At 46.7% G+C, this 24,872-nt stretch carries 18 protein-coding genes and 1 pseudogene; 11 read left to right on the top strand and 8 right to left on the bottom strand.

Translation table 11 applies throughout. The features are described from left to right. Nucleotides 1-10: 10 nt before the first annotated feature. The 3 genes from HA49_RS06480 to purU are packed head-to-tail and all read right to left on the bottom strand — an operon-like array spanning nt 11 to nt 3,026. Nucleotides 11-1,252 carry an FAD-dependent oxidoreductase gene (locus HA49_RS06480; protein WP_038021318.1) on the bottom strand — a complete coding sequence of 414 codons (1,242 nt, stop codon included), beginning with the start codon at nt 1,250-1,252 and terminating at the stop codon, nt 11-13. 11 nt (nt 1,253-1,263) lie between these two features. Continuing rightward, complete coding sequence (gene folD, locus HA49_RS06485) at nt 1,264-2,163, bottom strand: bifunctional methylenetetrahydrofolate dehydrogenase/methenyltetrahydrofolate cyclohydrolase FolD (protein WP_046791700.1); 900 nt, start codon at nt 2,161-2,163, stop codon at nt 1,264-1,266. After that, the gene (gene purU / locus HA49_RS06490; RefSeq protein ID WP_038021320.1) at nt 2,163-3,026 is read right to left on the bottom strand and encodes a formyltetrahydrofolate deformylase; all 864 of its coding nucleotides are present in this window, start codon (nt 3,024-3,026) and stop codon (nt 2,163-2,165) included. Before purU ends, folD begins: the two co-directional genes overlap by 1 nt. Nucleotides 3,027-3,570: 544 nt before the next feature. Here purU and glnT point away from each other — a divergent pair. From glnT to HA49_RS06525, 5 genes are read left to right on the top strand one after another with little or no spacing between them, the layout of a single operon-like run. Then, on the top strand, nt 3,571-4,905 hold the full coding sequence (glnT, locus tag HA49_RS06505) for a type III glutamate--ammonia ligase (protein WP_038021325.1): 1,335 nt from the start codon (nt 3,571-3,573) through the stop codon (nt 4,903-4,905). A gap of 29 nt (nt 4,906-4,934) precedes the next feature. Further along, entirely contained in the window at nt 4,935-5,855 is a 921-nt protein-coding gene (locus tag HA49_RS06510; protein WP_038021327.1) for a class II glutamine amidotransferase, read from the top strand. Between the two features lie 2 nt (nt 5,856-5,857). After that, the gene (locus HA49_RS06515) at nt 5,858-6,538 is read left to right on the top strand and encodes a GltB/FmdC/FwdC-like GXGXG domain-containing protein (protein WP_038021329.1); all 681 of its coding nucleotides are present in this window, start codon (nt 5,858-5,860) and stop codon (nt 6,536-6,538) included. 14 nt (nt 6,539-6,552) lie between these two features. Beyond that, complete coding sequence (locus tag HA49_RS06520) at nt 6,553-7,878, top strand: FMN-binding glutamate synthase family protein (RefSeq protein WP_038021332.1); 1,326 nt, start codon at nt 6,553-6,555, stop codon at nt 7,876-7,878. 56 nt (nt 7,879-7,934) lie between these two features. Beyond that, nucleotides 7,935-9,230 carry an ammonium transporter gene (locus tag HA49_RS06525; protein ID WP_038021333.1) on the top strand — a complete coding sequence of 432 codons (1,296 nt, stop codon included), beginning with the start codon at nt 7,935-7,937 and terminating at the stop codon, nt 9,228-9,230. Between the two features lie 927 nt (nt 9,231-10,157). Here the strand turns inward: HA49_RS06525 and HA49_RS22070 are convergent. Both HA49_RS22070 and mrdA read right to left on the bottom strand, forming a co-directional pair. Beyond that, nucleotides 10,158-11,363 (bottom strand): annotated as a pseudogene (locus HA49_RS22070) (MFS transporter); the annotation flags it as partial. Between the two features lie 677 nt (nt 11,364-12,040). Then, on the bottom strand, nt 12,041-13,933 hold the full coding sequence (gene mrdA, locus HA49_RS06540; RefSeq protein ID WP_038021337.1) for a penicillin-binding protein 2: 1,893 nt from the start codon (nt 13,931-13,933) through the stop codon (nt 12,041-12,043). Between the two features lie 900 nt (nt 13,934-14,833). Between mrdA and HA49_RS06550 the strand changes: the two genes are divergently transcribed. The 3 genes from HA49_RS06550 to HA49_RS06560 are packed head-to-tail and all read left to right on the top strand — an operon-like array spanning nt 14,834 to nt 17,391. Continuing rightward, a complete protein-coding gene (locus tag HA49_RS06550; RefSeq protein ID WP_046791701.1) occupies nt 14,834-15,808 on the top strand; it encodes an aliphatic sulfonate ABC transporter substrate-binding protein in 975 nt (324 codons plus the stop codon). Nucleotide 15,809: 1 nt separating this feature from the next. Beyond that, nucleotides 15,810-16,661 carry an ABC transporter permease gene (locus HA49_RS06555; RefSeq protein WP_046791702.1) on the top strand — a complete coding sequence of 284 codons (852 nt, stop codon included), beginning with the start codon at nt 15,810-15,812 and terminating at the stop codon, nt 16,659-16,661. Between the two features lies 1 nt (nt 16,662). Further along, nucleotides 16,663-17,391, top strand: a complete 729-nt coding sequence (locus tag HA49_RS06560) for an ABC transporter ATP-binding protein (protein ID WP_038022601.1) — start codon at nt 16,663-16,665, stop codon at nt 17,389-17,391. Nucleotides 17,392-17,510: 119 nt separating this feature from the next. Here HA49_RS06560 and HA49_RS06565 read toward each other — a convergent pair whose 3' ends face one another. Further along, entirely contained in the window at nt 17,511-18,254 is a 744-nt protein-coding gene (locus HA49_RS06565) for a GntR family transcriptional regulator (protein WP_072055917.1), read from the bottom strand. A gap of 252 nt (nt 18,255-18,506) precedes the next feature. Between HA49_RS06565 and HA49_RS06570 the strand changes: the two genes are divergently transcribed. From HA49_RS06570 to HA49_RS06580, 3 genes are read left to right on the top strand one after another with little or no spacing between them, the layout of a single operon-like run. Next, complete coding sequence (locus HA49_RS06570; RefSeq protein WP_038021340.1) at nt 18,507-19,241, top strand: gluconate 2-dehydrogenase subunit 3 family protein; 735 nt, start codon at nt 18,507-18,509, stop codon at nt 19,239-19,241. A 2-nt stretch (nt 19,242-19,243) separates the two neighbouring features. Next, complete coding sequence (locus tag HA49_RS06575) at nt 19,244-21,019, top strand: GMC family oxidoreductase (RefSeq protein ID WP_038021343.1); 1,776 nt, start codon at nt 19,244-19,246, stop codon at nt 21,017-21,019. A gap of 12 nt (nt 21,020-21,031) precedes the next feature. Beyond that, nucleotides 21,032-22,381, top strand: a complete 1,350-nt coding sequence (locus HA49_RS06580) for a c-type cytochrome (RefSeq protein WP_038021346.1) — start codon at nt 21,032-21,034, stop codon at nt 22,379-22,381. Between the two features lie 284 nt (nt 22,382-22,665). Here HA49_RS06580 and hutG read toward each other — a convergent pair whose 3' ends face one another. Together hutG and HA49_RS06590 are read right to left on the bottom strand one after the other, a co-directional pair. Continuing rightward, nucleotides 22,666-23,463 (bottom strand): N-formylglutamate deformylase, encoded by a 798-nt coding sequence (hutG, locus tag HA49_RS06585; RefSeq protein WP_038021348.1) that lies wholly within the window; start codon nt 23,461-23,463, stop codon nt 22,666-22,668. Further along, nucleotides 23,463-24,857, bottom strand: a complete 1,395-nt coding sequence (locus tag HA49_RS06590) for a formimidoylglutamate deiminase (protein WP_046791703.1) — start codon at nt 24,855-24,857, stop codon at nt 23,463-23,465. Before HA49_RS06590 ends, hutG begins: the two co-directional genes overlap by 1 nt. Nucleotides 24,858-24,872 lie beyond the last annotated feature (15 nt).

Raw genomic sequence — 24,872 nt, forward strand, 5'->3', positions numbered from 1 at the left:
TGTCTTTCCTTTAGTGGCTGGCTGCCGTAGCACCCATTTCATTGACTTGTTGGAAGCGTGCAAAACGCTCCAGTTTAAACGGTGCAATCAATGACGGTGTCTTACCACCGCTGGCAACTGTCTCCGCCATGGTCTTGCCGCAGATAGGTGTGGCTTTGAACCCCCATGTCCCCCATCCCGCATCCAGGTAGTAATTTTTCACCGGACTCTCCCCCATGACAGGACTGTAGTCCGGAGTCATATCGGTTATTCCTGCCCACTGCCGCATCAACCGCGCTTTAGCAAGAAAAGGGAACATTTCAATACCGTGGGCAATCAGACTCTCTTTAAGATCCAACGTTGACCGTGTGCTGTATAGCGGATAAGGATCAGACCCTCCGCCAAATACTACCTCTCCACGGCTTGTTTGCTGCACATAACAGTGCAACGCAGTAGAGCTCACCAGCGGGTCAAGGAAGGGTTTGACCGGCTGCGTTACCATAGCCTGCAGGGGATAAGAGACCACCGGCAGACGAAAACCTGCTTTGGCGGCCAACAGCGAACTATGTCCTGCCACAGCTTGTACGGCGCATCCGCATCCCACTTTGCCGCGATTAGTTTTCACGGCCGTAATACGCCCGTCAGTAATCTCCAGATCTTCCACCGTCGTCATCTGATGGATTTCAACACCACGCTTTGCAGCTTCTTTAGCATATCCCCAGGCGACGGCATCGTGACGTGCCGTGGCACCATCGATATGCCATAGCCCTGCCAGTACCGGGATATTGCCGGGGTCAAGATTGAGGGTTGGCACAAGTTCTTTGATTTGTTGACGATCTATCATTTCGGTACGACCACCAAAATGCTTGTTGACCTCAGCACGTTGCCTGAACGCTCGGACAGTACTATCGGTATGCGCCAGCGTCAGTTGGCCCCGTTCGGAGTACATAATATTAAAATCAAACTCATTAGACAGATTCTGGAACAGTTTTACCGACTCACTGTAGAAACGTACCCCTTCCGGGGTCAGGTAATTAGAGCGAATAACAGCAGTATTTCTGGCAGTATTTCCGCCCGCCAGATAACCTTTTTCCAGCACTGCGACATTAGTAATACCATGGTATTTAGCCAGATAATAAGCGATGGCCAAACCATGCCCGCCCCCGCCAATAATTACCACGTCGTAATGTTTTTTCAGTTCACGGGGAGGCGGGATATCAACTTCGGCCGGATATTCCGATGAAAGTCCGTACTTCAATAGTGCTAAAGGCATCTTCGCTCTCCTTAACCCGCTGGCTGCTGTTGTTGAATCTCAGCAGCCAGCACCGTGTTTTGCATCAGGCAGGCAATAGTCATCGGCCCCACCCCACCCGGTACCGGCGTGAGAGCTTTGGCCACCAGACTGACGCTGTCGTAGTCTACATCCCCCACTAAACGGCTGTTTCCCTCTGAATCTATAATTCGGTTGATACCCACATCAATTACCAGTGCTCCTGGCTTCACCCAACTGGCGTCAATCATTCGTGGCTGACCAACAGCTGCGATCAGAATATCGGCCTGACGTGCCAGATTTGCTGCATCACGACTACGCGAATGGAGGGTAGTTACAGAACAATGAGCGTGTAGCAACAGACTTGCCATGGGTTTACCCACGATATTCGAGCGGCCAATGACCACTGCATGTTTGCCACTCAGATCCCCGCCGTACTCTTGTAACAACATCAGGCAACCCAGTGGGGTACAGGGAGTGATCACCCGTTGTCCCTGTACCAGTCCTCCGGCATTTTGTGGATGAAAGCCATCCACATCTTTCACTGGTGAAATGGCCTGTACAATGGTTGCTTCATTAATCTGCGAAGGTAACGGCAGTTGTACTAATATACCATGTACTGTAGGGTCATTATTTAATTCTTGAATAGTCGAGAGTAATCTTGTTTCTGTTAACCGGGAATCAAAACGAAATTCCAGCGATTTAATACCTACCTGCCGGGCAGTGCGTAATTTATTACGAACATAAACCTGACTAGCCGGGTCTTCACCCACTAATATCACCGCCAGACAGGGCGTAATATTCTGCTGCATTAATTGTTTAATTTCATGCGCAGTATTTTCAAGTAATTTAGCGGCACTTTTTTTTCCATCGATAGTAGCCGCTATCGGTTGCGAAGTCATCGAAAGTGTCATCAGAATATCACCGTTTTATTTTCGTCGAGGAACACACGATGTTCAGTGTGATATTTAACGGCTCTGGCCAGCGCAATAGTTTCTGTATTACGCCCCACTACTACCAGGTCATCTGGTCGGTAGGTATGATCGACACGTTGTACCTCCTGATCGATAATCGGACCTTCATCCAGGTCAGAAGTGACGTAATGTGCAGTGGCACCAATCAATTTAACACCGCGATCATACGCCTGGTGATAGGGCATTGCACCTTTGAAACCTGGCAGGAACGAGTGATGAATATTGATAGCGCGTCCTGCAAGTTTTTTGCATAAGTTATCTGACAGGATTTGCATATAGCGTGCCAGCACCACCAGTTCGGTTCCTGTTTCCTCAATGAGGTTAATCAGTTCAGCTTCCTGGTGCACCTTATTCTCTTTGTTTACAGGAAGATAAACAAAGCGAATTCCTTCACGCTCAGCCATCGGGCGAAGATCCAGGTGATTAGAAACAATTGCCGTAATGCTAATGTTAAGCTCACCTTTATTACGCCGATAAAGCAAATCCGTCAGACAATGATCAAATTTACTGACCATCAGCATTACCCGCATTGATTCTGATGTATCGAAAATTTCCCAGCTCATATTGAGCCGATCAGCAATACTGGAAAAATCTTTCTTCAGGGTAGAAATATCCGGATGGACATTTTCATTAAACCTGAAACGTGTACGCAGAAATAAATGACCTAAATGCTCATCGTCGTATTGCGATAATTCGCTGATATAACACTGGCTCTGGCTCAGGAAGCCCGTTAATGCAGAAATAATTCCCGACGTTGCCGGGCAAGTCGCAGTCATAATAAAGTCACGGTCAGATGCAGACATACAAACCCCACACAGGTGAATTAATCAATTTACAGGTAAAATTAAATCAGCATTGCGACAAGAAAACACCACATTCCGATTCTTATTTAACACATTTAATTCATATTAATTAACTTGTCTAGCGACTTTTCACGATCATCCGAAAATAATTCCCGTTCCTAATAAATATACGAATATAAATACATATCTTTATATATAAAAAATCACAGCAGACATCTTCATTTATAAATACCTCTATTAAAATATCGATTCCTGCTAACCACAAGTAAGCCCCAATTTGGTGAGAAGTGTCCGGGGGTATTTTCATTAATGATGATAATGAATGGGAATACTCCCGGCTTTGTCGGACAGTGCATCGCTACAGACAGCGATAAAAAAATTAAAATATTGATATTATTGTATTTTAAAAAAACCTCTCCACAACTCGCTATTCTGGCACAACTCCTGCATTTTCCCCTCAGTGAAAAAATATTCCTAGCGGGAATACAACACGGCTCCCACGTTCAAACAGCGTGCTCCATTACATTGTGGTTAAGAGGTAGTTATGTCACCTGAGCAAGCCATGCAATTTTTGCAGGACAATAATGTGCGATATCTTCTGGCACAGTTCGTTGATATCCACGGTACAGCCAAGACAAAATCCGTACCGGCGAAGTGTCTGATGGATGTAGTAGAGAAAGGTGCCGGTTTCGCCGGTTTCGCCATTACCGGTATGGGAATGGAACCACATGGGCCTGACTTTTGCGCCCGTGGCGATCTAAGTACTCTGTCACTGGTACCGTGGCAACCAGGCTATGCCAGGATAGCCTGCAACGGTTACGTCAATAAGCAGCCTCACCCTTATGACAGCCGGGTGGTGTTAATCAAACAGGTTGAGCGGCTGGTTGAAAAAGGCTGGATCCTTAACAGCGGGCTGGAACCCGAATTCTCGCTATTCAGCCGCGGTGAAGATGGCAATATTCTGCCAGCCGATATCAGTGATACGCTGGCAAAACCGTGCTACGACTATAAAGGATTATCTCGTGTACGCCCGTTCCTCGAAAAACTTACCGAATCGCTGCAGAAAGTTGGGTTCGACGTTTACCAGATTGACCACGAGGATGCCAACGGTCAGTTCGAAATTAACTACACCTATAGTGATGCCTTGACCTCGGCAGATCGCTTCACCTTTGTGCGGATGGCGGCTTCGGAAATTGCTCACGATCAGGGACTACTGTGTTCATTCATGCCAAAACCTTTTGCTGACCGTCCCGGTAATGGCATGCATTTCCATTTATCAATGGCCGACGAACAGGGCAATAACCTGTTTAATGACGACAATGATCCTCAGGGGCTGGGACTGTCGAAAATGGCCTATCACTTCATGGCGGGACTGATTCATCATGCTAAAGCCCTGTGCGCGTTTGCTGCGCCTACGGTTAACTCCTACAAACGCTTAATCAGCGGCGGTTCAGCCACCGGTGCTACCTGGGCGCCGGTATTTATTACCTATGGAGATAACAACCGTTCAGCCATGGTGCGTATTCCACATGGCCGTCTCGAATTGCGTTTGCCCGATACCGGTGCCAACCCTTATCTGGTTCATGCTGCGATCATCGCTGCCGGCCTGGACGGAGTTGAACGTCAACTGGACCCCGGCAAAGCCCAGAACGGTAATCTCTACGCTTTCTCTGCTCAGGATTGCCAGCGTGAAGGTATAGAGTTACTACCACAAAATCTTAAAGAGGCCATCGATGAACTGGCTAACGATACGATCCTCCGCGAATGTATTGGGCCGGAAATCGTTGATGAGTTTATTAAGGTCAAACGTCAGGAATGGCATGAATATCACCGCCATGTTAGCGAGTGGGAAACCCGCCGCTACCTAGAACTCTTCTAACTGTAAGCCTGTAAAGCTAAGGAAATTCTATGTGTGGAATTGTCGGACTTTATTTCAAAAATGCAGAAATGGAAAAGCAGTTGGGCAGCCTGTTTCGACCAATGCTTATTTCTATGACAGAACGAGGCTGTGACAGTGCCGGCTTTGCTGTGTATGGCGACGAATATGATGCAGGTATCAAACTGACCTTGCGCAGCAACGATACCAACTTCAACTGGATTGCGCTGGCGGATCAACTGGCAACTCAATTTGGCAAGGTGGATGAGTGGTTCCGCAACAATACCGTCGCTGTATTTAAGCTACCGGTTGACGAAGCCACCGCCCTGAGTTGGCTGAAGCAGAATGTACCAGACATCGAAGTTATGAGTGCCGGCCACAGTATTGAAATTCTTAAAGGCGTAGGTTTGCCCGCAGAAGTCGCCGATCATTTCAATCTTGCTAAGATGAAAGGTAGTCACGCTATCGGACATACCCGGCTTGCCACTGAGAGTGCTGTAACCATACAGGGCAGCCACCCCTTCTCAACCGGAATGGATCTGTGCCTGGTCCATAACGGTTCACTGTCTAATCACAATCGTCTGCGTGAGAAGCTCAAACGTGAAAGTATTGAGTTTAAGACTGATAACGACTCTGAAGTCGCGGCAGGTTATCTCGCCTGGCGTCTGTCACAGGGAGATTCTCTACAGACAGCATTGCAAAATGCTCTGAAAGATCTCGATGGTTTCTTCACATTCACCATCGGTACCCGCGATGGCTTTGCCGTACTACGTGACCCTATTGCTTGTAAGCCCGCAGTGATTGCGGAAACAGATGACTACGTCGCTATGGCGTCTGAATATCGTGCGCTTGCTAACCTGCCAGGTATCTGCGACGCCAAAGTATGGGAGCCGGAGCCGGCAAAACTTTACGTGTGGGAGCGCAACACCACCACAACCGCAGGAGCAGTGTGAATATGAAAACATACGACTTGAGTCATGGCGTTCGCGAACTTAATCAGGCACTGCACGATAGCAGCCTAACCCGCGAGATCAAACAGTGGCAGGTAATTCATCCCGATGGTGCACACAACATAGCTTGTGGAGTGAATGATGATGTCGACATCACCATTGAAGGACATGCGGGATATTACTGCGCGGGGATGAATCAGAAAGCAACTATCACCGTACAGGGTAATGCTGGTGTTGGTGTTGCTGAAAATATGATGTCCGGATCAGTGAGGATTAAAGGTGACGCATCACAATCCGCGGGGGCAACAGGGAACGGTGGGTTGCTAGTGATTGAGGGCAATGCCGCCGCACGTTGCGGTATATCAATGAAAGGTATCAATATTGTTGTGAAAGGCGATATCGGACCGATGAGTGCCTTTATGGCTCAGGCCGGGTGTCTGGTGGTATGTGGTGATGCCGGTGAAGCCCTGGGTGATTCTATGTACGAAGCACATATCTACGTAAAAGGTAGTGTTGCTTCCCTGGGGGCCGATTGCGTTAAAAAAGAGATGCGTGCTGAACATCTTGAAGAGTTGAGTCAGTTACTGCAACAGGCAGGCTTTGATGAATCCCCTTCTGCATTTACCCGCTACGGTTCGGCCCGTCAGCTCTACAATTTCAAAGTAGATAACGCTTCTGCGTACTAAGAGTGGAGAACACCATGAGTGAGAAATACAATCCGGCATTGCGCGAATCCGCTACCTACACCCGGACAGTAATATCTGAAATCCAGAGGGCGGCTGAGACCGGCATCTATGATATTCGCGGCTGGGGTGCCAAACGTCAGGTCCCTCATTTCGATGATTTATTATTTCTTGGCGCCAGTATGTCGCGTTATCCACTGGAAGGATATCGCGAAAAATGCAGTACCGAAGTGGTTCTGGGCACCCGTTTTGCGAAAAAACCGGTGGTACTCAGCACACCCGTCACCATTGCCGGAATGAGTTTTGGTGCCTTGTCTGCACAAGCTAAAGAGGCCTTAGGCCGGGGAGCATCAGCGGTAGGCACTTCTACCACCACCGGCGACGGCGGAATGACAGCCGAGGAACGTGGCCAGTCGAGCAAACTGGTCTATCAGTACCTGCCATCACGCTATGGCATGAACCCCGATGACTTGCGCAAAGCCGATGCCATCGAAGTGGTGCTCGGACAAGGAGCAAAACCGGGGGGCGGTGGAATGCTCCTCGGGCAGAAAATCTCCGAACGTGTGGCAAAAATGCGTTGCCTGCCACAGGGCATCGATCAACGTAGTGCCTGTCGTCACCCCGACTGGACCGGCCCTGATGACCTGGCAATTAAGATTGCTGAGTTACGGGAAATTACTGACTGGCAGGTGCCCATTTATGTCAAAGTCGGTGCTACCCGCACTTATTATGATGTAAAACTGGCCGTACAGGCTGGTGCAGATGTAGTGGTGGTTGATGGTATGCAAGGTGGCACGGCAGCCACCCAGGATGTCTTTATTGAGCATGTCGGTATTCCGACTATGGCTGCTATTCCTCAGGCAGTTCAGGCATTACAGGAACTTGGCGTGCATCGTGAAGTTCAGCTGATCATCTCCGGCGGTATAAGAAATGGTGCCGATGTAGCCAAGGCTATCGCACTGGGGGCTGATGCTGTTGCCATTGGTACTGCTGCACTTATTGCTCTTGGTGATAACAATCCACGTTACGAAGAGGAATATCAGAAACTTGGATCAGCAGCAGGATTTTATGATGACTTCCAGGAGGGTAAAGACCCTGCGAGGATCACGACTCAGGATCCTGAACTGAGCAAACGCCTTGACCCCGTAATAGCTGGCAAAAAACTGGCTAATTTCCTGCGGGTGCTGACGTTGGAAGCCCAGACCCTGGCACGTGCCTGTGGTAAATCTCATCTTCACAATCTGGAGCCTGAAGATTTAGTCGCATTAAATATTGAAGCGGCGGCGATGGCACGCGTACCTCTGGCAGGAACCCACTGGATTCCGGGCCAGGACCTGAAATAACCCCTTCACGCCTCCACTCGTTGGAGGCGTTTTTACAGCTAATCATGAGGTACGTAATGAGACGAACGCTATTATTCGCGTTGCCTGCTGTTTTATGTAGCTTTCCGGCATTTGCTGCACCAGGCCTTAATAGCGGTGACGCTGCTTTCATGTTTGTGACAGCGCTATTGGTTCTGTTAATGACGTTGCCAGGATTGGCGCTTTTTTATGGCGGTATGGCACAGAGTAAGAATGTATTATCTGTATTAGTTCAGGTTTTTAGTGTTACCGCGCTAATCTCTATTCTGTTCACTCTCTATGGATATAGCTTTACCTTCACTGACGGTAGAGCACTCAACAGCATCCTGGGTGGTGGAGAAAAGATTTTTCTGAAGAATATCTCTGTTAATTCTCTGGTAGGCACAGTACCGGAATATGTCTACATCTTTTTTATGATGACGTTTGCGGCAATCACACCTGCGCTGATCACCGGTTCATTCGCCGAGCGAGTTAAATTCAATGCTGTTTTAGTGTTTATGGCCATCTGGGTCACCATTAACTATATCCCTATGGCACATATGGCCTGGGGAGGGGGATGGATAGCAGGCTTATCGGTACAGGATTTTGCCGGGGGTAATGTCGTTCATATAAATTCAGGTATTGCTTCACTGGTGGCAGCATTAATGATTGGCCGTCGGCAAAATTTCGGCAGTATTACCCTAACTCCCCATAATATGACTATGACTATGACTGGCGGCTCGATGCTGATACTTGGCTGGCTGGGGTTCTGTGGTGGGTGCGCATTAGCTGTCAATGGTTATTCTATGCTGGTCGTGTTAAACACATTGTTAGGTGGGTTTGGCGGTGCAATTGCATGGATGTTTATCGAATGGAAAAAGCAAAAGCTACCTAGCCTGTTGGGGGTAATTAGCGGATCGGTGGCGGGAATGGTCGGTATCACACCGGCTTGTGGCTATGTCGGACCTGTCGGTGCTATTTGTGTCGGGATTCTCACGGCCCCCTTTTGCATGGTGGCAATTACCCTGATCAAACATCGCTTAAAGCTGGATGATGCTTTCGACGTTTTTTCCATTCATGGTATAGGTGGTATCGTCGGGGGTATTCTGACACCTGTTTTCGCCCTCACCTCATTCGGTGGCAGCGGATATACTGAGGGACGGTCAATGTATCAACAACTGTTGATTAACGCAGGAGTCATTGTATTCAGTATAGTATTTTCAACGATTACCAGTTGGGTTGCCTTAAAAATTACGTCCTGGTTATGTAATGGCCTGAGGGTTGACCACGAAGATGAATATACCGGACTTGACCTGACCACTCATGGTGAGGTCGGATACCGAAAAAATATCTAACCCAATAGCTCATATAACGTAATGGTCAGATTATATTGACCATTACGTTATTGTTGTAATGCACTTATTTCCTTATCATTCATTGAACTCACAAAATATACCCTCGGGTTAATATATCAGATAACGTGATAACCTGTAGTACCGGTGAGCCTATAAAATATTATTATATATCTACTACTACAAACAGAGCAGAGCACAACAACACATCCCTTTAAATAATAATCCCGGCATATTACTCCCGGGTAAATAATAGTATTAACACACGAATCTAACATTTACTATTAATATAATGAAATTCTCAGAGAACTACCCTGAACTCCTATTAAGGAAAAGCCGACTGTATATCTGTTACATTAAACATCCATCACCACACGGAATGCTATTAACCTTCAAAAAAAAATCACAGTCCACCGGATACGCTATGGCTGTGAGCGTATTCATATCCTTCTTAGCCCTGAAGGCTGCTGACTGAGGTCATTAAGGGGTTATGGGATGATGACGTGGTTGCCTTTATGGAGAGTATAAAGCAGCCTTCATGTCGTAGTCCGCAAAGTCTGCAGACAGACTACGGCAGCAAATTTATTTCAAAACCGATGTACTTATGAAAATGGGAGAATCATGGGTTTTCCCATTCGGGAAAGCCCAAAGATAATGTGTTTGTCGAATCTTTCAATATCATCAAAAATATAGTCATTCCCGGCCGTACTCCTGATTAAATAACCTGTCTCCGGCGGGACCTGACCTAAGTCTTCTAAAAGGTCAGTATCTCTGATTCATACTGGCATGAATAATAAAAATTTTTATCCCTCCCCCATGAGTTCTAAATGTTAGAATTTCACACAGAAAATTTTGAATCCTTTGACTATATCGTATCAATACCAATATAATCTCGCCGCCTTATAAAACACAATCCGACAGTCGAAATTATACCTGTGAATACGAAAAAAACACCCGGAGCACTCATGTTTCCAGTGACCTTAACTAACCATGTTGCTATAAGTGGTGTACTGCCACCGAAAATTGCAACAGGAATATTATAGGCCAGGGCTAACCCTGTTGCCCTGACATGTGTTGGCAATAGCTCACTCATTAAAGCATACAATGATGACGTGTATAATCCAAATAACAAAGATAAGGACAATAACGATATTAAAAGGAATTTTATATGTGTCATGACGTATGGGGAAAAAAACATTGCAATATTAATCATTGAGAAAATACTAACAAAAATCAGGAAAAAACGTCTACCAATACGATCTGTTATAACCGCCCCGGTTAACATCCCTGCGATAGCAATTAAATAGCTAAACATAGTATAATGGAAGGTGACCGAATGATTTACTTTGAGAAATTGAGATAACCAGGTTGGAGAGTATATCATAACAAGATAAAATAAGGAGGCATTTAGAGGTGTTATTAATGCTATGAATATAAGCGATCTCTTCCATAAAAAAACCTCACGCAATGGAGGTCTGGATAAAATCTGTGCTTCCCTTAAATGTGTGGTGTTTTCTTCAAATCGATTTCGAATGTAAATGGATACCAAACCTGTAGGTAAAGATAATAAAAAGGTATACGCCACCCCCAGTCGGACATAATTTTTTCTCCTAAAAATTCTGTAAGCAAATTGACTACTCCCGCACCGATCATAAGACCAAGAACAGCAGTAACCATAAGCCAACTTGTTGATCTTCCGAGTCTGTTTTTGGGTGATTTTTCAGCGACATAACTAGTAATCGTACCAATTTCTCCGCCAGCAGAAAATCCCTGGATGCAGCGGGTAAGAACTAGTATTATCGGAGCGATGATTCCTATATGATTACTCCCTGGAAGAATTCCTGGTAAAAATGTAGATACTGACATCAAAGCAATAACTGTTACCAGGATCTTTTTTCTGCCAATCTTATCAGCTAAAGGACCAAAGAAAATCCCGCCTAAAGGTCGAAAAACAAAGCTTATTGAAAACAATAAGAAGCTACTCATTAATCCGATTATTGGAGGTTGATTTGAAAAAAACTCCTTAGCCATATACACGGCTAAAAATCCAAATATACCATAGTCGTACCATTCAATCAGGTGACCTGACATAGTACCCAGAAAAAAAGCATAGCTACTCTTGTTTTTTAAATTCATAATTTTAAAAAATTAAAATAAGTGGTGCATATATAATTAACAAAAACAATTTAGATGTATAATACATAAAAATATGTCTTAATTTTTATATTTGACTTAATCAATTCAAATATCATCAATTAGGGTTTGCGGAAAGTGAAGCTATGAGTTTTATGCAGGCGTGTCCCGTCGCCCGGCCATGAAAGTGGCTTCGTTAAATCAGCCCCAGCCGGATAAAAACGCTGGTTCCGCTAAAGGACAGTCAGATCCTGCACAGTTTACAGGCGGATTTCACTCAGATTGCCGGGGGTTGCTGGCTGGGGGGGTAACGTGCAATTCAGTGAAGGGCATTCCGGATAAGTATGACATAAAGCTCAAAGAAATCAGGCTTGCCGTGATCTCCCCCACCTGCTCCGAAGGGGTATTATTTATCGTCCCCGGGGAGCATGTAATTCCCTCTGTCGTTGTTTCCGGGCTGACTGGTGAAGGTATGGCTGAAACAGAATAACTCGTCAACTTCACCACGGCAGATTAGCCTGCTTCCAGGATCTGCGTACCGGAAAGTTAGACTTTTTGCATAAGACACAGGTGGCCCTACTCTACTCCCCACCCGGCCGCAAAACACCTATCCCGATGCTTATCATGGAACCTACAAACATCGACAATAACATCAGACAACAACCCATAATCAGCTTAAATTACAAAATATCCCCTACATGACCGCCATAAATGTAAGGCATGCTCTGCTCATCTGCGGGTAACAGCATATGGTCCATCACATTCCTGATCACTTTAGCCCCCATAATGCCATTGACCCCGCCGTTTTCGAGGATCAACACTATGGCCACTGTCGGCGATTTATACGGCGCATAAGCGGTATAGAAAATATGGTCATGCAGCCTGAGCGGGATATTTTTTGCGTTGTATATCTGATGTTCTTTCAGACTGAATACCTGTGAGGTTCCTGTTTTCGAGGCAATGCCATAAGGTGCCGTATGGAAAAAACGATAACCGGTACCATTCTTTGAATTCGCCATACCAAACATGGCATCCTGAACCAGTCCCCAGTATGGCGAGTTTTTATCGGCAATATATCCGACCTTATCATTCCCGGAATAAGGAACGACCACATTACCAAATTGCTCATTCATCATCAGATGTGGATTCAGGGCTTTACCATTATTAATCAGGGTCACCATGGCTTTCTCCATTTGTATCGGCGAAGCCAGCCAGTAACCCTGCCCTATCCCTACGGGTACTGTATCCCCCTGATACCAGGGTTGTTTATGCACTTTCATTTTCCACTCACGGCTGGGCAGCAAACCTGCATATTGCTCATTCAGGTCAATACCCGACATTTTCCCGTAGCCAAACTTGCTCAACATTTCGTGAAGGGTGTCGATACCCATCATATAAGCTACCTGATAAAAGAAAGTATCCGCCGACTCCTCAATAGCCTGCTTAAAGTTAATGGTCCCATGCCCGGTTTTCACCCAGTCCCGATAACTTCTCTTGGTTCCGGGTAATGTCCAGGAGGGCCCGCTGTACAATGTTGTCGTCGGTTTAATGATATTTTTATACATCGCAGAAAATGCAATATAGGGTTTTACTGTCGAGGCTGGCGGATACAATCCCTGGGTCACACGATTAATCAGAGGCCGATTAGGATCGTTCAGTAATGCTTTATAATCTTTATAACTTATGCCTTTGACAAACGGATTAGGGTCATAGCTGGGATTGGACACCATAGCTAAAACAGAACCATCACGAGGGTCTTCCACTATCATGGCGGCATTCTGTCCGACCAGTAACTTCTCTATATATTGCTGAAGTTTGAGATCGATAGTTAAGTGAATATTTTCACCGGCAATCGCGGGCGTCTCTTTGATAACCCGAACCACACGACCATGGTTATCAACCTCAACTTCTTTGAAGCCGGTTTGCCCGTGCAGTGCATTTTCATAATATGCCTCAATACCCTGCTTACCGATATCTTTGTCGGCTAAATAATTTTCCGACTGACCTTCTTTATCGATTCTCTTTAAATCACTGGCATTTATTTTTGACACAAAACCAATGACATGAGCTAAATCTGCCCCATAAATATAATGACGATAACGGCTGGTGGATATTGACACTCCGGGATATTTAAATTCATCAACTGAAAATTTAGCGATCTCTACGTCACTTAACCCTTCCTTAAGGGTAAAATACTTAAATTTACTGGCAACAGAAATTTCCTTTAGTTTTTCCTTTATATCATCCTGAGAATCGCCAATATCACTTAAAACCCCCGAAACTGTCGCTTTAAGATGATCAACTTTATAGGGCATAATATCCAGATCATAGGACTTAACATTTTCGACCAACGGAATGCCATTGCGGTCATAGATAATCCCTCGCACTGGCTCGATGGGAATTAATCTTATATAATTATCTGCAGAACGCAGCTTATATTCATTATAATCATCAATCTGTAGATGGTATAAATTTACCACTAACGCAGTGAATCCGGCTGCAACAATAAGAAAAGACATGATTGCCCGTTTAAAAAACAACACCTCTTCTTTCTTGTAATCACGAAATAACATAGTATCTCTTTTACTTTCTGTTCAAAAACACGCCAAGAATATTTAACAGAGCAATTTCCACTACGTTATCACAGGGATATATCGTGGCAGAATAAATGTGCCAATAAACATGAGTAAACACATCCATTACCGGGCCTGTCTGCGGACATAAACCCTGTGTGAAACCAGTCTAATTCCAGTATTACGACATGCTATCAGAAATACTATGACAGAAACGTAACAATTAAATACAATACGTTATGTGGAATGAGAAGTAATGAAAACCAGGGAGTGAGATATCTTACCAAAGAAGTGTTCATTAGGAAAATACTAAGAATAGCATATTTGTAGCAACGTGGCTTTTAAAAAATTTTCATCTCGTCATATTTACAACCAGATCAACCTGCAATACCCCCCTAGCCATCCTAAACTAAAATATAAATGATAAATGATAAATGATAAATGATAAATGATAAATGATAAATGATAAATGATAAATGATAAATGATAAATGATAAATGATAAATGATAAATGATAAATGATAAATGATAAATATATCACCAGCAACCATTGTAATTATTTTCATTGATAGCAATCAGAAAAACTCACTTTTAAAAGATAAAAACATATTTTTTAATTATTTAACCAGAAAGAAATCGCATTAAGGATTTCACAGTACATAAGCTTTACAGACCGTTCGATTTTTAATTAACAAGCACCAGAAAACCCTACGACAGGTCTTTGTTATCTAAATTAAAGAAAAGTTAATTGAATTTATCTATTTGTTTTACAGAATGTACACTCGTAGTATTCAATGACTTTTCAGTCTGCGGGCAACCTCTCAATATTTTATTTCTGAATACCACGGACTTAACCTGAATTCGCCACCTTACTCATTGAACCACTGCCAGGAGAGCACGATGTTGCCTAAGCACAAAGCTAAGATCAAAGCCGCGATTACCGCCAGTCTCTTTTTTGTTCTTCCACTTCATGCAGAAACGCTAAAGAAAATCAGCCTGGACTACGCCTACTATTCTCCGGAAAGTCTGGTGATAAAGAAGAATCACTGGCTCGAAGATGATTTTAATAAAAGCCATACCAGCGTCAAATGGGTACTGTCACGCGGCTCTAACAACTCACTTGAGTTCCTGAATAGTGGTGCGACTGATTTTGCATTAACCTCGAGCATTTCGGCTTTTGTCAGCAGAGCCAACGGCCAGCCTGTTAAAGCCATCTACAGCTATCTGTGGTATGTTCCGAGTCTTATCCTGGTACAAAAAAATGCTCCTTATACTTCGCTGACCGATTTAAAAGGCAAAAAAATCGCAGCAACCAAAGGGACCGATCCATACTTCTTTTTATTGCGTGCACTAAGTAGCAGCCACATTAACGTTAAAGACGTCAATATCGTCCATCTTCAACATCCTGAAGGCCGGGCAGCACTTGAGCAAGGCAGGGTGGATGCCTGGGCTGGACTGGATCCTTTTATGGCAGCGGGCCAGCTCGCCGGCGATAAAATCCTGTATGAAAATAAGAACTTTGGTGTTGCTGCTTTTTTAAATACCCGGGAAAATTTTCTGCATGATCACCCTGAAGCCGTCGCTGCTGTCATTAAGGCCTACGATCGGGCTCGTCGCTGGATAATCGCTAATCCACAGCAGGCAGTTAAACTGATTGCTGCCGAAACACAATTACCGGAACCGGTGATCAGCCTGCAACTCAGCCGCTATGATTTAACCAAACCTATTCCAGGCCAGGCTGCTTTAGAGGCAATTAAACCTGTGATCCCTCTGCTGCTTTCAGACAATATTTTACGCCACGGTGCCAATACCGAACAAACACTGAATACATTGATTGACAGTTCGCTGGCAACGCCTGTTGTTGAGGCCAAATAATATGACTGACCGTATAGGGGACGATGTTGCCGAACAGAACTCCCGTTCCCTTCCTGAACAACAAAAACTTCGATCATTTTCGCTGCGTTCTGCGCTGCGTAAATGTCGCGGTTGGGTACTTCCAATATTGGGTATTTTGCTACTGGAAGGGGTGGTACGCGCAGGGATTATCCCGGATTACGTGATGCCCCCTCCCAGTGAACTGCTGTTCAGCTTTATTGATGTAGCACACGGACCGTTGTGGGATGACATTACTGCCAGCCTGTTACGTGTCATCGCAGGATTTGTGATTGGTACCAGCCTGGCGGTGGTTGTCGGTTCGCTGGTCGGATTAAGCCGAAACGCCGAAGCTTACCTCGACCCGACATTCCAGGCACTGCGCTCCGTACCCAGTCTGGCCTGGGTTCCCTTGCTATTGATTTGGATTGGAATTGATGAAAGTTCAAAAGTCACTTTAATCTCAATAGGCGCTTTTTTCCCTATGTATCTCAATCTGGTTGCCGGTATCCGCAATGTCGATCGTAAGCTGGTGGAAGTTGGCACGCTTTATCAATATTCCCGCGTTCGTATGGTGGCCAAAATTATCCTGCCGGCGGCATTGCCCTCGGTGTTAACCGGTCTGCGTAGCGGACTTTCAATGGCCTGGCTGTGTGTCGTTGCCGCCGAACTACTGGCTGCGACTAATGGTATTGGTTACATGCTGACAGATGGCAGAGAAACATCACGCCCTGATCTGGTGCTGGTGGCCATTATTACACTGGCAGTGATGGGCAAGATAAGTGACAGTTTACTCAAGCTGCTGGAACTGAAAGCACTTTACTGGCGTGACAGTTTTATCGGAGATGCTGAATAAAATGGCTCAACTGATTTCCCTGAACAACATTGTTAAACAATACGACCAGCGTGTCATTCTCAGTGATATCACAATTGCATTACAGGAGGGTGAAATCCTGAGTCTGATTGGCGCCAGTGGCTGCGGTAAAAGCACCTTGTTACGTATTGCCGCCGGTCTGGATAAATCATTTCGGGGTTCAGTGCATTTTGCCTCCGGGCATCATAGCTCCCGTGGGCCCGGTACTGTGGGGGTTGTCTTTCAGGAACCCAGACTGATGCCGTGGTTAACCGTAGAAGCTAATATCGGTTTCCGGGATGGAAGCCGTGATAGAGCCTGGATAGCTCAACTGATTAGTGATGTGGGGCTGGAGGGACTGGAAAAATCCTTGCCTAAACAATTATCAGGTGGTCAGGCACAGCGGGTCGCGATTGCTCGTGGCCTTTACAGCAAACCCTCCGTGTTACTGATGGATGAACCCTTTAGCGCCGTAGATGCATTTACCCGAATGCACTTACAGGATTTAATCGCGACTCTGTCATTGCGCTACAATATCGCGGTGATGCTGGTGACTCATGATCTCGATGAAGCATTCTATCTGAGTGACCGCGTGGTTATCCTGGGTGGCGCACCGGCTGGCATTATCAGGGAGTACAATGTCACCCTGCCCGGACCGCGTGACAGAGGAAGCGATGATTTAGCTCACCTGCGTGCAGATGCGCTAAAAGAGCTGATAAATTTGCACGTCTGATCAGTTAACCGGATGTCCTTGAGTGGAAATGTGACTCTGAGCCTTAGGGTCATCCTTAACTCTAAAATCCTGTAGGGAGTTAATCTGCCCCCTGAAAATTGGCTCTTACCTTATGTCAGTTAATCTTCTTCTACGTAGAGAGTCGCATTTTTCGAGACTTCAGCAGAGACCCCGGGATTTCGTCCCTCACCGGCCGGCGGATTTTCCAGAAATGCAATAACGACCTCAGCTTTACCAGCCAGATGATCTTTAAGGATTTTTGCCAGCAATCCGCCATCCCGTTGACGTAAGGCAGACATCATCTGTTCATGTTCAACCACCGCCCTCTCCCAGTCTGCGGGGTTTTTCCTGGCCACATAACGCACGGCATGAGTACGGGCACTCAGATGCTGATACAGTTGGGTGAGTTGGGCATTGCCGGCAATACTGAACAGGGTATGGTGAATTCTCTGATTTCTTTCCGCATAGCCTGCTGCATCCCGTGCCCGATAGCATCCCACCATCTCGTCATGCAGTAACTGCAACGAATCGATTTGCAGATCACTGACCTGCTGGCAAGCCAGCTCAGCCGCCAGGGCTTCCAGCGCACCAATAACAGGAAACAGCTCCCTGACATCCTCTACAGATGTCACAGCTACCCTGGCACCACGATGCGGGGCCAGGGTAATCAGCCCCTCTCTGCTCAGAACTTTCAGTGCTTCACGTAATGGTGTACGGGATACCACAAAGCGCTCACACAACGCATGCTCATCAATTTTCGCACCCGGCTCCAGCTCAAGATTAAGGATCATATGTCTGAGTTGCTGAGCAACCTCAGCGTGAAGGCTGGATCCTGGCGCCAAAAACGGTTTTCTGTCTGTCATCTGCGCATCCTTACCTGGGAAAATTCTTCTGCACCGCAAAGACTTTGCGACAGGCCCGGGTGCAATGCAAGTTAAAAGCATCATCTACGGAAACAACCAGTCTATTTTTAAGCATTTTGTTGCATTTTTATCAACTATGTTTGATCTATGTAAAAAAACCACAGCAAGCCACTGGCTATTTCTCCTTTCTTCGACCAGGCTAATTATAATTCAAAATGTAAAAATGAATTCATAATTAACTTTGGAGCGGCAATGTCAGATAAACCCTCTCATTCCAGGCGTGATTTCCTGTTGAAATCACTCACCCTGATCCCTGCGGTCTCCGTTGGGGGAGCTATTACCAGTGGTATTGCAGGAACTGGCAGCGCACAGGCGGCCGAAACTTCTACCGCCGCACCGGCAGCACAGACACCCTACTCGCCGGTGTTCTTCAAACCTGACGAGTGGGCCTTTGTCAAAGCGGCCTGTGCACGACTGATACCTGCCGATGATATGGGGCCCGGGGCACTGGAGGCAGGAGTTCCTGAATTTCTCGATCGCCATTTGCAAACCCCTTATGCCAACGGTTCTGTCTGGTATACCCAGGGACCCTTTGTTGAGGCAGGACCGGAATTCGGTTATCAGGGGCGTAAAACGTTGAGCGAGATTATTCGCTCGGGGATCCGTGGCGTTATCGGCTGGACGCAGAGCAACAAAAATCAGACCTTTGATGCCCTGACCCACTCAGAACAGGAAGAAATATTAGTGGCTCTGGAAAAAGGCAAGATTCATCTGGAAGAGATGGATGCCAAAACCTTCTTTGACTACTTCCTGGGAGAAGTTCGTAACGGTTTCTTTGCCGATCCGTCTTATGGAGGCAACAAAGGCATGGTCGGCTGGAAACTGATTGGTTTCCCGGGCATGCGTGCTGATTACATCGATTTCATTACGGTCCGCGATAAACCTTATCCGCTGGGACCGGTAGATTTGGCAGGAAACAGGGGTTAACAATGGCGATTATAAAAAATAAGACCGACGTAGTGATTGTAGGGATGGGATGGACCGGCGCCATTATGGCGAAAGAGATGACCGATGCCGGTTTATCGGTAGTGGCCCTGGAGCGTGGAGCAGATCGTGATACAGAACCAGATTTTGCTTACCCCGGGGTGGTAGATGAATTACAGGGTTCGGTGCATCGCCGCTATCTGCAAAGCCTTCACCAGGAAACCGTCACCGTTCGCCACAATACTCAGTCAGTTGCGGTTCCTTACCGTCAGATGGGTTCATTTAAACCCGGTACCGGGGTGGGCGGAGCCGGTAGTCACTGGTCTGGTTGTCATTTCCGCCCGTTGCCTGAAGACCTGCGGTTGCGCAGTAATCTGGAAGAGCGTTATGGCAAATCCTTTATCCCGTCAGATATGACCATTGACGATTTTCCGGTGAGCTACGATGAGCTGGAACCCCATCTCGATATGTTTGAAAAGGTTTGCGGTACCTCAGGGAAAGCGGGAGTAATTCGCGGCGTCGTACAGCCGGGGGGAAATCCGTTCGAAGGCTCACGCAGTAGTGAGTATCCATTGGGTCCCAACCCCAATTACCTTGGTGCTGAGTGGTTCTATAAAGCGGCCAGAGAGAAGGGTTATCACCCCTATCCTATTCCGGCATCTAACGCGGCGGGTCCTTACGTTAACCCCTATGGCTGTCAGATGGGTCCCTGCAATGCCTGCGGCTTTTGCAGCGATTATGGTTGTCTTAACTACTCAAAAGCCAGCCCGAACGTTTGTATAATGCCGGTCCTGCGCCTGCGTAAAAACTTCGAATTACGCACCCATGCGCAGGTCCTGAAAGTGAACCTGAGCAGCGACGGGAAAAAAGCCACCGGAGTGACCTATCTGGACAGTAACGGACAGGAAACCGAGCAACCTGCTGATCTGGTACTGTTGTGTGCTTTCTCACTGTATAACGTTCATCTGATGTTGCTGTCACAGATTGGTAAACCTTACGATCCCATCAGTAATGAAGGGACCGTTGGCCGCAACTACTCCTACCAGAACCTGAACCGGGTCATGATGTTCTATGACCAAAGTGTGCAGGCCAACGGCTTTATCGGCATCGGTGGCTCCGGCACCACGATGGATGACCTTAACGGTAATCAGCTGAATAATGCGCAAGCCGGATTTGTCGGTGGCGGTATCATCTGGGCAAGACAGCCGGGCAATGGTCCGGTGCGTGGTGTTGCAGTACCCAAAGGCACTCCCGCCTGGGGTTCCGCCTGGAAAAAAGCGGCTTCTGAAAGTTTCCGCCATTCGTTCTATTACGAAGTCCAGGGGGCCTGTATGTCTTATCAGCAAAACTATCTCAGTCTGGATCCTACCTGGAAAGATGGTTTTGGCCGGCCTTTACTTCGGATGACTTTCGACTGGCAACCGAACGAAATCAAGGCCTCACAATTCCTGGTCGGCAAGGCGGTGGATATGTGTCAGGTACTCAATCCTAAAGCGATTACCAGTGATGCCAAAAAAGACGGTGCTCATTATGACATCACCAAATATCAAAGTACTCATACTTGTGGCGGTGCCGTGATGGGCAGTGATCCGAAAAAATCGGCACTGAACCGTTATCTGCAATCGTGGGATGTTCCGAACGTGTTTGCCATCGGGGCCAACGCCTTTCCACAGAATAATGGTTACAACCCGACCGGTCTGGTGGGAGGTCTGGCCTACTGGGCAGCCACCGCTATCCGTGAACAATATCTTAAAAACCCCGGTCCGTTGGTCCAGGCATAGGAGCCAGTACAGATGAAAGCTATTAAAGGTATCATCGCTGTCATACTGGTGTTGGCCATTATCCTGCTGGCTTACGCTCTGTGGCCAACAAAAACAGCATCGCTGTCGCCGTTACCTGCTGATAACAGTCCACAGATGGCGTCACTTATCAGCCAGGGTCAGTATCTGGCGACTGCAGGTGACTGTGCGGCCTGCCACACTCAGCCTGGCGGTAAAACGCTGGCCGGAGGACTGCCGATTCACAGCCCTATCGGCGTTATTTACACCACCAATATCACCCCGGACAAACAGACGGGAATAGGTAATTACTCGCTGGATGATTTTGAACGCGCGGTTCGTCACGGCATCTTGCCTAATGGCGATACCCTGTATCCGGCCATGCCTTATCCGTCCTACTCAAAAATCAGCGATGATGATGTCCGAGCCTTGTATGCCTGGTTTATGCATGGGGTTAAACCGGTCAGCCAGCAGAACCGTGCGAGCGATATTCCATGGCCGCTCTCTATGCGTCTGCCACTGGCCGTGTGGCGGAAAATGTTTGCACCGGATCCGGCTGATACAGGCTTTACAGCAGATAAGTACCAGAGTGCCAGCCTGGCTCGCGGCGCTTATCTGGTTCAGGGGCTGGGGCATTGCGGTACCTGTCATACGCCTCGCGCCAGTACTTTGCAGGAAAAAGCGCTGGATGATTCCGGTAAACAGTATCTCGCTGGTGGACAGGTGATTGATGGCTGGCTGGCGGTAAATCTGCGCGGTGATAAAGCCGACGGGCTGGGTAACTGGACGGAACAGGATATTATCGACACCCTGCGTACCGGACATAACACCCGCCATACTGTCGTGGGTCAGCCAATGGCCGAGGTTGTGGCGAAAAGCACCAGCAAAATGAGTGATGCTGATTTGGCGGCTATAGCGGCTTACATCAAATCACTGCCAGCGGGTCAGGAATCGAAGTCATCGTACACGGAATCATCACAAACAGCGGACATGCTGGCCCGTGGTGAGAACCCTACCCCGGGTGCGCAACTGTATGTAGATAACTGTTCGGCCTGCCACCAGACCAGTGGTAAAGGTGTTAAAAATGTCTTCCCTGCGATGGCCGATAATCCGACAGTGCTGGCTGACAATCCGGTGTCCGTGATTCATCTGATTCTGGACGGCAGCCGCCTGCCTGCAACACCAGAGGCTCCGTCAGCACTGGCTATGCCTGGTTTCGGCTGGCGTTTATCGGATAAACAGGTCGCCGATTTAAGTAACTTTATCCGCAATAGTTGGGGTAATAAGGCACCAGAAGTCACCGAACAGCAGGTAAAACAGGTTCGGGCAGATTATCCGCCAAAAGGTGAAAATAAGGATCCGTAAATAATAAAATTAGGGAAGTAATATTTTCATGGAAGAAGCCTGAGTGATAAATACAACCCGCCGGCCCCACCTTCGATGGCCGGCGGGTTCAGTCTTAAACGATAATAGTTTCGGCATATTCCAAATTGCACGGATAAAATCTAAGCCATATCAAACAACGACGTATTCACTGAATATGCACAACAAACACAGCACAAGCGAGTCACCTGCCTGATTGTTCACTGCGTGCTCATACTCATAGTCTGAAGTCTCTTACCCGGTCTTTTATCAATACTAAACAGGGCTTATGACGCAAATTCAATTGCAGCATCAATCATTCTTTTTAGACTGTTTTGTAAAAAAACAGCCTTTTTTTCATCCCAGTACCAGGGCGGTATTTCCTGCATATAAGAGCTCTGTGTCAGCTCCATTTGCAGTGTATGGGTACCAAGGTCTGGTTGAGCATAATGCCTGGTATTATACCCTCCCTTATACCGACCATTACTCACAACTGTCAGTGGTGGGCTTTGACTAGCGATATTAAAAATTTTTTGCTGAAGATCAAAATGGCAACTTAAGCCATCATTTGTCCCTATATTGATATCAGGGAGTTTACCTGAGAAAAACTGCGGTAGTTCGGATCGAATCGAATGAGCATCCCACATTACAACCGTAGAGAATTCTTCACGCATTTCAGTTAGCGTATTCTGCAATTTATTGTGCCAGGGCTGCCAATATTTCTCGCGTCGGTCAGCAATTTCACCAGCATCAGGATTGTTACCCTTAGTGTAAACAGCACCGCCATCAAACCTGTTGACGAAGCACAGACCGGTCGTGACTTGTCCGGGATACAGGGATATATCATCAGGCGGGCGATTTAAATCTACGACATACCGTGACCATTTTGCCTGTAAAATTGAAGCGCCAGACTCGCGGGCAAAAGCATACAATTTTTCAATATGCCAGTCGGTATCCGGTACAGAACGAGCTTTATGCGTCATACGTTCTGCAATATATTCCGGAATCACAGTGCCAGTATGGGGCATAGTAATAAGCAACGGTTTATTACCTTGATGGAAAATATAATGTTCAGTCTCTGACATCATGACTCCTGCAGGTATGTATCAATAATTTTCTGTCTGATGAGTGCCACTCTGCCAGAATTTTTCAGAAATTTTGTATCTGATACGTCATAGCGGATTACACCACCAGCCCAGACACGGCGGATAGCGGTTTGTCTGGAGCTGGCAAAAATATGAGCAGCTAACACTGAATGCTCAGGCAAACCCGCCAGTATTGGATGGCTGGTATCCAGTTCAATAAAATCCGCTAACTGGCCAGGTTTTATACCATCAACTGCCCTTCCGGTAGCCTTAGCGCCACCCTGTAACGCCTGACGGTACAGGAAACTTGCTACATCTGGTTGGTTCTCGTCACAGCAAATATTACGTTGTTGATGGAGCAAACGCTGCGAATACTCCAGTTGCTGTAATTCTTCCGCAGCATTCACAATGATATTGCTGTCAGATCCAATACCCCATTTCCCGTGGTGACTTTGCCATTGGCGGAAATCAAAAGTACCGTCTCCGAGATTGGCTTCAGTTGTCGGGCATAATCCCACCACAGCCCCGCTATCTGCAACTCTGCGATACTCCTGGTCGTCCATATGCGTGGCATGAATCAGGCACCAGCGATGATCTACCGAAAAATTATCTAGTAGCCATTGCACTGGCCTTTTACCACTCCATGACAGGCAATCATCAACTTCTTTCTGTTGCTCAGACACATGAATATGAACAGGTGCAGAATCATCTACCGAAAAGACATGAGAAAGCACCTCGTGCAGTTGTTCTGGTAATACTGCACGAAGTGAATGTGGAGCCAGGCCAAGTTTCACCCCATTATCACTGCACAATGTATACAGTTGATCCCAAAAGCTTAAAAATGCCGTGAGGTTGTGAATAAAACGCTGTTGGTGTTTTTCAGGAGGCTTGCCGCCAAATCCACTGGCCTGGTAGAGAACCGGTAAAAGGGTCATCCCTATCCCGGTCTTCTTAGCAGCCTGTAACAGCGCTGTGCTCATGGCAATTGCATCCGGATAAGGAGTGCCATCAGGCTGGTGGTGGACATAATGGAACTCGCATACTGAGGTATACCCTGCAGCCAGCATTTCGCGGTAAAGCTGTGTAGCGATGTCTTCTAACTGTTCAGGGGTAATTTGTTGGGCAAACTGATACATCAGTTTACGCCAGCTCCAGAAACTATCTGATGGGTGTTGACGGTATTCCGTCAAACCGCAAAAGATCCGCTGAAATGCATGAGAGTGCAGATTGGGCATACCAGGCAATAACCAGTCGACAGACAAAGTTTCATCGGTCGGCAAAACGCAGGTTTGTACCTGGGTAATGTAACCATTCTTATCCCAACTCACCAGAACATCACGTTGCCAGCCGTTTTCTATCCAAGCGTGTCGGGCAAATATAGTATGAGGACTCATGTAAAAATTCTCAGT

The sequence above is a fragment of the Tatumella morbirosei genome (genome assembly GCF_000757425.2).
Lineage (GTDB): Bacteria > Pseudomonadota > Gammaproteobacteria > Enterobacterales > Enterobacteriaceae > Tatumella > Tatumella morbirosei.

Excerpts from the sequence above, each read along its gene's own strand:
- HA49_RS06480 (WP_038021318.1), bottom strand. The coding sequence starts at position 1,252 with ATGCCTTTAGCACTATTGAAGTACGGACTTTCATCGGAATATCCGGCC.
- folD (WP_046791700.1), bottom strand. The coding sequence starts at position 2,163 with ATGACACTTTCGATGACTTCGCAACCGATAGCGGCTACTATCGATGGA.
- purU (WP_038021320.1), bottom strand. The coding sequence starts at position 3,026 with ATGTCTGCATCTGACCGTGACTTTATTATGACTGCGACTTGCCCGGCA.
- glnT (WP_038021325.1), top strand. The coding sequence starts at position 3,571 with ATGTCACCTGAGCAAGCCATGCAATTTTTGCAGGACAATAATGTGCGA.
- HA49_RS06510 (WP_038021327.1), top strand. The coding sequence starts at position 4,935 with ATGTGTGGAATTGTCGGACTTTATTTCAAAAATGCAGAAATGGAAAAG.
- HA49_RS06515 (WP_038021329.1), top strand. The coding sequence starts at position 5,858 with ATGAAAACATACGACTTGAGTCATGGCGTTCGCGAACTTAATCAGGCA.
- HA49_RS06520 (WP_038021332.1), top strand. The coding sequence starts at position 6,553 with ATGAGTGAGAAATACAATCCGGCATTGCGCGAATCCGCTACCTACACC.
- HA49_RS06525 (WP_038021333.1), top strand. The coding sequence starts at position 7,935 with ATGAGACGAACGCTATTATTCGCGTTGCCTGCTGTTTTATGTAGCTTT.
- mrdA (WP_038021337.1), bottom strand. The coding sequence starts at position 13,933 with ATGTTATTTCGTGATTACAAGAAAGAAGAGGTGTTGTTTTTTAAACGG.
- HA49_RS06550 (WP_046791701.1), top strand. The coding sequence starts at position 14,834 with ATGTTGCCTAAGCACAAAGCTAAGATCAAAGCCGCGATTACCGCCAGT.
- HA49_RS06555 (WP_046791702.1), top strand. The coding sequence starts at position 15,810 with ATGACTGACCGTATAGGGGACGATGTTGCCGAACAGAACTCCCGTTCC.
- HA49_RS06560 (WP_038022601.1), top strand. The coding sequence starts at position 16,663 with ATGGCTCAACTGATTTCCCTGAACAACATTGTTAAACAATACGACCAG.
- HA49_RS06565 (WP_072055917.1), bottom strand. The coding sequence starts at position 18,254 with ATGACAGACAGAAAACCGTTTTTGGCGCCAGGATCCAGCCTTCACGCT.
- HA49_RS06570 (WP_038021340.1), top strand. The coding sequence starts at position 18,507 with ATGTCAGATAAACCCTCTCATTCCAGGCGTGATTTCCTGTTGAAATCA.
- HA49_RS06575 (WP_038021343.1), top strand. The coding sequence starts at position 19,244 with ATGGCGATTATAAAAAATAAGACCGACGTAGTGATTGTAGGGATGGGA.
- HA49_RS06580 (WP_038021346.1), top strand. The coding sequence starts at position 21,032 with ATGAAAGCTATTAAAGGTATCATCGCTGTCATACTGGTGTTGGCCATT.
- hutG (WP_038021348.1), bottom strand. The coding sequence starts at position 23,463 with ATGTCAGAGACTGAACATTATATTTTCCATCAAGGTAATAAACCGTTG.
- HA49_RS06590 (WP_046791703.1), bottom strand. The coding sequence starts at position 24,857 with ATGAGTCCTCATACTATATTTGCCCGACACGCTTGGATAGAAAACGGC.